The organism is Micromonospora sp. AMSO31t (assembly GCF_008868175.1).
Classification (GTDB): domain Bacteria; phylum Actinomycetota; class Actinomycetes; order Mycobacteriales; family Micromonosporaceae; genus Micromonospora.
The window spans coordinates 1-9,641 of the sequence record NZ_WBKT01000210.1; the positions used below are offsets into that span (position 1 = coordinate 1).

At 71.9% G+C, this 9,641-nt stretch carries 9 protein-coding genes and 1 pseudogene; 7 read left to right on the plus strand and 3 right to left on the minus strand.

Annotated elements, in window-relative coordinates; genetic code table 11:
- Positions 1-14: 14 nt before the first annotated feature.
- The 3 genes from F8274_RS28355 (at position 15) to F8274_RS28365 (ending at position 2,445) form a co-directional block, all read left to right on the plus strand.
- Positions 15-998, plus strand: coding sequence for a ketopantoate reductase family protein (locus F8274_RS28355; protein ID WP_151465427.1), 984 nt, complete (start codon positions 15-17; stop codon positions 996-998).
- A gap of 63 nt (positions 999-1,061) precedes the next feature.
- On the plus strand, positions 1,062-1,562 hold the full coding sequence (locus F8274_RS28360) for a SigE family RNA polymerase sigma factor (protein ID WP_151465428.1): 501 nt from the start codon (positions 1,062-1,064) through the stop codon (positions 1,560-1,562).
- Positions 1,555-2,445 carry a hypothetical protein gene (locus tag F8274_RS28365; RefSeq protein WP_151465429.1) on the plus strand — a complete coding sequence of 297 codons (891 nt, stop codon included), beginning with the start codon at positions 1,555-1,557 and terminating at the stop codon, positions 2,443-2,445. Before F8274_RS28360 ends, F8274_RS28365 begins: the two co-directional genes overlap by 8 nt.
- A gap of 52 nt (positions 2,446-2,497) precedes the next feature.
- On the opposite strand, the gene F8274_RS28370 is transcribed toward F8274_RS28365, so the two are convergent.
- Entirely contained in the window at positions 2,498-4,081 is a 1,584-nt protein-coding gene (locus tag F8274_RS28370; RefSeq protein WP_151465430.1) for an acyl-CoA carboxylase subunit beta, read from the minus strand.
- Positions 4,082-4,177: 96 nt separating this feature from the next.
- Here F8274_RS28370 and F8274_RS28375 point away from each other — a divergent pair, with 96 nt between their 5' ends.
- A complete protein-coding gene (locus F8274_RS28375; protein ID WP_151465431.1) occupies positions 4,178-5,053 on the plus strand; it encodes a biotin--[acetyl-CoA-carboxylase] ligase in 876 nt (291 codons plus the stop codon).
- 78 nt (positions 5,054-5,131) lie between these two features.
- A complete protein-coding gene (locus F8274_RS28380) occupies positions 5,132-5,704 on the plus strand; it encodes a PH domain-containing protein (protein ID WP_151465432.1) in 573 nt (190 codons plus the stop codon).
- Positions 5,705-5,725: 21 nt separating this feature from the next.
- Here F8274_RS28380 and F8274_RS28385 read toward each other — a convergent pair whose 3' ends face one another.
- Positions 5,726-6,430 carry a GtrA family protein gene (locus F8274_RS28385; protein WP_151465433.1) on the minus strand — a complete coding sequence of 235 codons (705 nt, stop codon included), beginning with the start codon at positions 6,428-6,430 and terminating at the stop codon, positions 5,726-5,728.
- 63 nt (positions 6,431-6,493) lie between these two features.
- Complete coding sequence (locus tag F8274_RS28390) at positions 6,494-7,030, minus strand: GtrA family protein (protein WP_151465435.1); 537 nt, start codon at positions 7,028-7,030, stop codon at positions 6,494-6,496.
- A 505-nt stretch (positions 7,031-7,535) separates the two neighbouring features.
- Here F8274_RS28390 and F8274_RS28400 point away from each other — a divergent pair.
- Positions 7,536-9,377: a phosphoenolpyruvate carboxykinase (GTP) gene (locus F8274_RS28400; RefSeq protein ID WP_151465434.1), complete on the plus strand. Its 1,842-nt coding sequence runs from the start codon at positions 7,536-7,538 to the stop codon at positions 9,375-9,377.
- 39 nt (positions 9,378-9,416) lie between these two features.
- Positions 9,417-9,641: pseudogene (locus F8274_RS28405) on the plus strand (hypothetical protein); the annotation flags it as partial.

Genomic DNA, 9,641 nt, shown 5'->3' on the forward strand with positions numbered 1-9,641 from the left:
GCAGAATCGGACGGGTGCGATACGTGATCATCGGGGCGGGCGCGGTCGGCGGCACCATCGGCGTACGGCTGGGGGAGGCCGGCCGCGACGTGACGCTGGTGGCCCGCGGCGCGCACCTGGACGCGCTCCGGGAGCGGGGTCTGACCCTCCGCACGCCGGACGGCACGGTGACCAGCCGGCTGCCCGCGGTGGCCGGGCCGGACGGCCGCCCGCTGCCGGCGGACACCGTGCTGGTGCTCACGGTCAAGTCCCAGGACACCGGGGCGGCCCTGGCTACCTGGGTGGACACCCCGGTCGAGGGCGGCGGCACGGCGGGCGAGCGGCTGCCCGTCGTGCTGGCCCAGAACGGGGTCGCCAACGAGCCGGCCGCGCTGCGGCTGTTCGCCCGGGTGCACCCGGTCTGCGTCTGGCTGCCCGCCACCCACCTGGAGCCCGGCGTGGTGGTGGCGAACGGGTACCCCCACCCGGGGATGCTGCACGTCGGCCGCTACCCGTCCGGGGCGGACGACACCAGCCGCGCGGTCGCCGCCGACCTGACCGCCGCCGGGTTCGTGGCGCCGGTCCGCGACGACGTGATGCGCTGGAAGTACGGCAAGCTCCTCGCCAACCTCGGCAACGGCCTCCAGGCGCTGCTCGGCCCGGAGGTGCCCGAGCCGCTGGCCGCCCGGGTACGCGCCGAGGGGGAGGCCGCCCTGGCCGCCGCCGGCATCGCGCACACCACCCGCGCCGAGGAGGCCGCCGAGCGGGGCGACCGGGTGGGGCACCGGCCGGTCGACGGCGAGGAACGGGCCGGTGGCTCCACCTGGCAGAGCCTGGCCCGGGGCGCCGGCTCCGCGGAGGCGGACCACCTCAACGGCGAGATCGTGCTGCTCGGCCGGCTGCACGGGGTGCCCACCCCGGCCAACGCGGCGGTCCAGGTCGCCGTCCGCCGTGCGGTCCGCGAGGGGATCCCGGCCGGCGGCTTCCCGGTGGCCGAGCTGGAGAAAATGGTCGGCTGACCGGGCAACCGCGGCCCGGGTGCCAGGCGTCTCCCCTGCGACCGCCACGGGGGAGGTAGCAGGGTGCCGGACGTCGACGGGTTCGACGAGTTCTACCGGGGCAGCCGACAACGGCTGCTCGGCTTCGTCTTCGTGCTCACCGGCAACCTCGCCGAGGCCCAGGACGCCGTGCAGGAGGCGTACATCCGGGCCTGGCAGCGCTGGTCGACCGTGCGCGGGTACGACGACCCGGAGGCGTGGGTGCGGGTGGTGGCCAGCCGGATCGCGGTGAGCCGCTGGCGCAGCCTGCGGAGCCGGGCCCGGGCCTACCTGCGGCACGGCGCGGAGGAGAGCATCCCGGGGCCGAGCACCGACACGGTCGAGGTGGTGGCGGCGCTGCGCCGGCTTCCCGAGGAGCAGCGCACCGCCATCGCGCTCTACTACCTGTGCGGCATGCCGGTGGCCGAGGTGGCCCGGGAGACCGAGGCGCCGGTCGGCACGGTGAAGGCGCGGCTCTCCCGGGGGCGCGCCGCGCTCGCCGGGCTGCTCGCGGTCGTGGATCTGGAGGAGGCCGCAGATGCGTGACGATGACCTGACCTTCGTCGAGCTGGTGCAGCGGGAGCTGCGCACGGTCCGCTGGCCGGAGCCGGCCGAGATCCGGGCGCGGGGCCGGCGCCGCAGCCGGCTCACGGCGCTGGCGGCGGCGGTGTCCGTGCTGGCGGTGGCTGCCGGTTCCGCGGTCGCGGTGGCCGCCCATTCCCCGACGACGCCCACGCTCGCGGCCGTGGGGGGCGCGTCCGCCGAGCGCGCCGGGGTGCCGCAGGAGGCTCTGCTGGCCGAGGCCGACCTGCCGGTGCTGGCCGACTTGGAACTCGGTGAGTCGGGTGCCCGGGAGCCGGTGGAGATCGACAAGCTGCTGGTGACCTGCGCCAGGGAGCAGGGCGAGCCCGTGGACCCGGTGGTCTCCCGGCACTCACGGTCGCGGAGCCTGCTCCGGAACCTGGCGGCGGGGCAGAGCAACACGGCGCCGATGCCGCTGCTCACACAGGATCTGTACCGGGTGGAGCCCGGAGGGGCGGACCGGGTCTTCACCGACCTGGACCGCTACGTGACGAGCTGCTCGACCTGGCGGCAGACGACACCGGTGCTGCGGGACGGGCAGGCCGGGCAGGTGTCGATCGTGTACGGCTGGCAGGTGGCGGCGCGGGACTTCGCCGGCGACCGGGCGGTCCTGCTTCGCCACACGGAGCAGGCCGCGGAGCCCGATGAGCCGCTCATCCAGCCGACGTCCGGGGAGACCGTGCGGGTGGTGGTGCAGGTCGGCGACCTGATCACGGTGTTCGGGCCGCTGAACGGGCCGGTCTCGCACACGTCCGGGGAGCTACCGCTGTTCACCGACGGCGAGCTGCGCGGGCTGGCGCGTACCGCGGCCGAGCGGATGTGCGCCGCCGCCAACCCGCCCTGCTGACACGGCGGCCCCCCACCGCCCTTCGGGGTGGGGGGCCGCCGGGGCGTCCGCGTCAGAGCGGGATGTTGCCGTGCTTCTTCGGCGGGAGGGTCTCGCGCTTGGTGCGCAGCACCCGCAGCGCCCGCACGATCTGGGTGCGCGTCTCGTGCGGCGGGATGACCCCGTCGACGTACCCGCGCTCGGCGGCGATGTACGGGTTGGCCAGGGTGTCCTCGTACTCGGCGATCTTCTCGGCCCGCACGGCGGCCGGGTCCTCGGCGTTGGCCAGCTCCGAGCGGTAGAGGATGTTCACCGCGCCCTGCGCGCCCATGACCGCGATCTGGGCGGTCGGCCAGGCGAAGTTCAGGTCCGCCCCGAGGTGCTTGGAGCCCATGACGTCGTACGCCCCGCCGTACGCCTTGCGGGTGATGACGGTGACCTTCGGGACGGTGGCCTCGGCGTACGCGTAGATGAGCTTCGCGCCGCGGCGGATGATGCCGTCCCACTCCTGCCCGGTGCCCGGGAGGAAGCCGGGGACGTCCACGAAGGTCAGCACCGGGACGTTGAACGCGTCGCAGGTGCGCACGAACCGGGCGGCCTTCTCCGAGGCGGCGATGTCCAGGGTGCCGGCGAACTGCATCGGCTGGTTGGCGACCACGCCGACCGGCCGCCCCTCGACCCGGCCGAAGCCGACCACCATGTTCTGCGCGTAGAGCGGCTGGACCTCCAGGAACTCGCCGTCGTCGAGGACGTGCTCGATGACCCGGTGCATGTCGTACGGCTGGTTGGCCGAGTCCGGGATCAGCGTGTCCAGCTCCCGGTCCTCGTCCGTGATGTCGAGATCCACATCAGCGGAGAAGACCACCGGCTCGTCCAGGTTGTTCGACGGCAGGTACGACAGCAGCGCCTTCACGTACTCGATCGCGTCCTCCTCGTCGGTGCCGAGGTAGTGCGCGTTGCCGCTGCGGGCGTTGTGGGTGCGGGCGCCGCCCAGCTCCTCCATGCCCACGTCCTCGCCGGTGACCGTCTTGATGACGTCGGGGCCGGTGATGAACATGTGCGAGGTCTGGTCGACCATGACGGTGAAGTCGGTGACCGCCGGGGAGTAGACCGCGCCACCCGCGCACGGGCCCATGATCAGCGAGATCTGCGGGATGACGCCGCTGGCCCGCACGTTGCGGAAGAAGATTTCGCCGTAGAGGCCGAGCGAGGCGACGCCCTCCTGGATCCGCGCGCCACCCGAGTCGTTGATGCCGACGACCGGGCAGCCGATCTTCATAGCGAGGTCCATCAGCTTGACGATCTTCTCGCCGAAGACCTCGCCGAGGGAGCCGCCGAAGACGGTGAAGTCCTGCGCGAAGACGCAGACCTGCCGGCCGTCCACCGTGCCGTAGCCGGTCACCACGCCGTCCCCGTACGGGCGGGTCTTCTCCAGCCCGAAGTTGGTCGAGCGGTGCCGCGCGAATTCGTCCAGTTCGACGAAGGAGCCCTCGTCGAGGAGCATCTCGATCCGCTCCCGAGCGGTCTTCTTGCCCCGCGCGTGCTGCTTCTCGACCGCGCGCGCCGACCCGGCGTGCACCGCCTCGTCGAGCCGTCGCTCCAGGTCCGCCAGCTTGCCGGCGGTCGTGTGGATGTTGATCCCGGTCTCGGTAGTCACCCAGGGAATATAACGATGGTTCAGGTGAGTGACGCTGTGCAGTGCGCCTCACCGCTTCGGGGCGACCGGCCGGCGTGCGGGCCGTAGGCTGGCGGGATGCCCGGCTCGCCGTACACCGATCTGGACCGGCCGCCCCTGTCCGCGGCCCGGCTGCGGCGCGCGCTGGTCGCCCCGAACGGGCCCTGGCGCCGGCTGGAGCTGCGCGCCGAGACCGGCTCGACCAACGCCGACGTGGCCGAGGCCGCCCGGGCCGGCGAACCGGAGGGCCTGGTGGTGGTCGCCGAGCGGCAGACCGCCGGCCGGGGCCGGCGCGGCCGGGTCTGGCAGTCGCCGCCGCGGGCCGGCCTCGCGACCAGCGTCCTGCTCCGGCCCGGTGAGGCCGACGCGGAGCGCGGCTGGTCGCCCGTGTCGCCGCAGGGGTACGGCTGGCTGCCGCTGCTGGCCGGTGTCGCGCTGGTCGAGGCGGTGGCCCTCCTGGCCGAGCTGGACGCCCGGCTCAAGTGGCCCAACGACCTGCTGCTGGACGGCGCGAAGTGCGCCGGCGTGCTCGCCGAGGCGGTGCCCGGTGCGGGGCCGGACCAGCCGCCCGCCATCGTGGTCGGCATCGGCCTCAACGTGACCCTGCGGGCCGACGAGCTGCCGGAGAACCCCACCGGGCTGCCGGCCACCTCGCTCCAGCTCGCCGGTGCCGCCGCCACCGACCGGGACCCGCTGCTGCGCGCTCTGCTCCGCTCGCTCGCCGACTGGTACGAGCGCTGGCGGGACGCCGGGGGCGACGCGGTCGCCAGCGGCCTGCGGGACGCCTACCTGGCGGGCTGCGCCACGGTCGGCCGGGAGGTCCGGGTGCTGCTCCCGGACGGCCGGGAGGTGCGCGGCGCCGCCACCGGTGTGGACCCGGACGGGCAGTTGCTGGTCGCCGGCCCGGAGGGCGAGCTCCGCCTCGCGGCGGGCGACGTGCTGCACCTGCGCTGAGCACCCTCCGCGCGGCCGATCCCGGAGGATGCGCCGACCGGTTACGGTCAGCGCGTCCTGTTCTGCGAGGAGGTTCCCGTGGCGTTCCCCGAAGACGTGCTCACCGAGGACGAGCACGTCGTGCTGCATCTCCACCCGCACTGGAAGGCCCTGATCCGGCCGATCCTGGTGCTGGTGCTCGCCGTCGCGGCGGTGGTCGCGGGCTGGGTCCTGCTGCCCGAGGGCGACGGCGGCACCATCGCGCTCTACGTGATCGCCGCGCTCGGCCTGGTGCTGGTGTTCTGGCTGGGGCTGTGGCCGTTCCTGGTCTGGCGCACCACCCACTACCTCTTCACCAACGAGCGGGTGCTGCTCCAGGAGGGGGTGTTCTCCCGCAACCGGCGGGACCTGCCGCTGACCCGGATCAACGACCACGCCATGCACCAGAAGTTCCTGGAGCGGATGCTCGGCTGCGGCACGCTGACCATCGAGTCCGCCGGTGAGCGCGGCCAGTCGGTGCTCAACGACGTGCCGCACGTCGACAAGGTCCAGACCAAGCTCTACGAGCTGGTCGAGGCCCACCACGACCGGCACAGCCTGGGCGACGGCGAGATGCGCGACATCCTGGCCGACATGACCGAGGGCAAGCCGCTGCGCGACCCCTCCGCCTGATCCCGGAACGCCGGGTGAAAGTCAGCGGCGCGGGGCGCGGCGCGGGGTGGGCTGGAGTTCGGCGGCCAGTTCGGCGTCCAGGTCGGCGCCGAGGGCGCGGCCCAGGCCGGCGTCGGCCGGTGCGGGGCGGACCTGGTGTGGTGGGTAGTCGCCCGCGCGGCGCTCCCCGAGTGGGCGCTCGGTCTCCTCCAGCTCGCTGACCGACTCGGCCAGCTCGGCCACCGGGTCCATCTCGGCCATGGTGTCCCACTCGTCGCGTGGGATGGCGTGCCAGGTCTCCTCGGCGTGCTTGGGCACCGGCTGAAACACGAACGTCCGGTAGGACCAGAAGCGGAACAGGGTGGCCAGCAGGACGCCGCAGGTCTTCGCCACGTTCAACGCGAGCAGGCTGTGCACGCCGAGGCCGTACTTGGCCAGCGCCAGGACGCCCAGCTCGATGACGAGGCCGGCTCCGTTGAAGAGGAAGAACAGGACGTATTCGCGGCGAAGCGCCGATTTCGGCCGATCCCGGTACGTCCAGTGCCGGTTCATCAGATATGACGTGATCGTCGCGACGATGGTCGCGATGACTGTCGCCTTCAGCTGGCCGTTGCGGAAAACCGTGAGTGCCAGCGCATTGAACACCGCGTAATTGATGACGGTGTTGATGCCGCCGACGATGCCGAATTTGAGCGCCTCGTGGATGAACTTCTGCCAGCGCTCGGGCAGCAGACGGACATGAGGCATGCGGAACACCTTAGGGCAGTGGGCAGGGCCGGCTGGGCCCGGCAGGACGGGATGGGCGGTGGGTCACGCCCCGGACTCTCGGTCGCGGCTCGTCGCCGGAACGGGCGGATTTCCCGCCTCGACGAAAACGAACCGTCGGTACGACCAGAACCGGAACAGCGTCCCCAGGCCGGTGCCGACGATGAAGCTGGCGATGTTGTCGGCCAGCGGGGTCTGGAACACCTCGGGCCACACCGCGCCGAGGCCGTAGCGGCTGATGGCGAGACAGCCCACCGCGATGCCGAGGCCCACCCCGTTGAAGAAGAAGAACAGCGCGTACTCCCGCGCCGGGTGGGAGCGCTGGCGGTGCCGCCAGGTCCAGAACCGGTTGCCGAGGAACGCCAGGGAGGCCGCGACCACGGTGGAGACGGTCTTGGCCGCCACCGGCGGCATGTGCCGCACGCTCGCCAGGTAGTTGAAGAGAGCGAGGTCGACGAGGAAGGCGAAGCCACCCACCGTGGCGAACTTGCTCATCTCACGGACCAGATGACCGAAGCGGTCGATCAGTGCCCCGATCAGACCTCGACGGGTCTGCGGAGCCCCCGGTTGATCCCCGGTCATCGTCGCTGCCACCCGCCGAGAGTACCGGGTGCGCGCTGCGGCGACGGGCCGCAACGGCGAGTCGGCGGTCCGCCGCCCAGGCGCCCCGCCTTGCGGGCGGTCCGACGCGTCCCGCGCCCCTTCCGGTGACCGCCGTCCGTTTCCGGTATCCGTGAGCGCAGCGTAACCGCGAGTGGCGGAATGGTGGAGCGGATCACGGAATCGTCGTTCGGGTCAGACCGGTCGACTTCGGCCCGTCGGGCGGCTCCGGGAGGTTGGCGGCGTACCGGGCCGTCGGAGGTTCGCCGCAAGATTTGCGTGAAACTGCGCGCGAAAGCGGGTAAGAGATCGCGATGCCGCAGCGTGGCCGTACCTTGTGCAGTTCTTCACAACCAGTCCCACTGACTGGGGAGGCAGCCCGGTTTACGCTGAGCCCAATCCCAGGTTTCCACGAAGGCGACGCACCGGCTCGCCAGAACTCGTGCATCCCATACATCGGTCAGCGTCGACCACAAGGAGATGTGACATGGTTGCTCCGGCTACTGTTCGGGGTATCGATCAGGCCCCGACGTCCCACCCCAAACTGCTCGCCTGGGTACGTGAGGTCGCGGAACTGACCACCCCCGACCGGGTGGTCTGGGTGGACGGGTCCGATGAGGAGTGGCGCCGCCTCACCGACGAGCTCGTCGACAAGGGCACCCTGATCCGGCTGAACCCTGAGAAGAAGCCCAACTCGTTCTACGCGCGGACGGACCCGACGGACGTCGCGCGGGTCGAGGAGCGCACCTTCATCTGCTCCGTCGACGAGGCGGACGCCGGCCCCACCAACAACTGGATGGCGCCGGCCGAGATGAAGCGGACGATGACGGAGCTGTACCGCGGGTCCATGCGCGGGCGCACCATGTACGTCATCCCGTTCTGCATGGGGCCGGTCGAGGCGAAGAGCCCGATGTTCGGCGTCGAGATCACCGACAGCCCGTACGTGGTCGCCTCGATGCGCATCATGACCCGGATGGGCGAGAAGGTCCTCGAGGCGATGGGCGACGACGCCGACTTCGTGCACGCGCTGCACTCGATCGGCGCCCCGCTCGAGCCCGGCCAGCAGGACGTGGCCTGGCCGTGCAACGAGACCAAGTACATCTCGCACTTCCCGGAGAGCCGGGAGATCTGGTCCTTCGGCTCCGGCTACGGCGGCAACTCGCTGCTCGGCAAGAAGTGCTACTCGCTGCGGATCGCCAGCGTCATGGGCCGCGACGAGGGCTGGCTCGCCGAGCACATGCTGATCCTCAAGATCACCTCGCCCGAGGGCCGGGTCTACCACATCGCGGGCGCCTTCCCGTCCGCCTGCGGCAAGACCAACCTGGCCATGCTGGAGCCGACCATCCCGGGCTGGAAGGTCGAGACCATCGGCGACGACATCGCCTGGATGCGGTTCGGCCCGGACGGCCGCCTCTACGCGGTCAACCCGGAGTACGGCCTCTTCGGCGTCGCGCCGGGCACCGACTGGAAGACCAACGCCAACGCCATGCGGACGCTGGACCGCGGCAACTCCGTCTTCACCAACGTGGCGCTCACCGACGACGGCGACATCTGGTGGGAGGGCATGGGTGAGCCGCCGGCGCACCTGATCGACTGGAAGGGCAACGACTGGACGCCGGAGAGCGACAGCCTCTCCTCGCACGCGAACAGCCGGTTCTGCACCCCGATCACGCAGTGCCCCATCCTCGCCGACGACTACTACGACCCGAACGGCGTGCCGATCGACGCGATCCTGTTCGGCGGCCGGCGCCGGGACACCATCCCGCTGGTCACCGAGGCCCGCGACTGGGTGCACGGCGTCTACATGGGCGCGACGCTCTCCTCGGAGACCACCGCCGCCGCCTCCGGCGCCGTCGGCGTGGTCCGCCGCGACCCGATGGCCATGCTGCCGTTCATCGGCTACAACGCCGGCGACTACTTCCGGCACTGGATCGAGATGGGCAAGGGCGCCGACGGCGACGAGGCCAAGCTGCCCAAGATCTACTACGTCAACTGGTTCCGCAAGGACGCCGAGGGCAACTTCCTCTGGCCGGGCTTCGGCGAGAACTCCCGGGTGCTCAAGTGGGTCATCGAGCGCCTGGAGGGTCGCGCCGACGCGGTCGAGACCCCGATCGGCATGGTTCCGGCCCAGGACGCGCTCGACGTCGACGGCCTGGACATGACCCCGGAGGACGTGCGGATCGCGCTCAAGGTCGACCCGGAGGAGTGGCGCAACGAGCTGCCGCTGGTCACCGAGTGGTTCGAGAAGTTCGGCGACAAGCTCCCCGGCGTCCTCTGGGCCGAGCTGGACGCGCTGCGCGCCCGGCTCGACGCGGCGCCGCAGAAGTAGAGGTGTGACGCGAGCCCGCACCGGGCAACACGGGATGCCATGAGGACGGCCGCCGAACCTGTCAAGGTCCGGCGGCCGTCCGCCGTCCGGGCGCTGACCGTCCTGCTCGGCGTCACGGCGGCGGCCACCGTCGTGGTCGAACTGCTCAACTACTGGTACGCCCCGGAGCAGGAGTTCGGGCTGGCCGTCCGCACCGGCTGGGCCATGCTGCGGTCGCTGGGCTTCCTCCTGCTGATCGGGCACGTCAAGCGGGGCCGGGTGGTG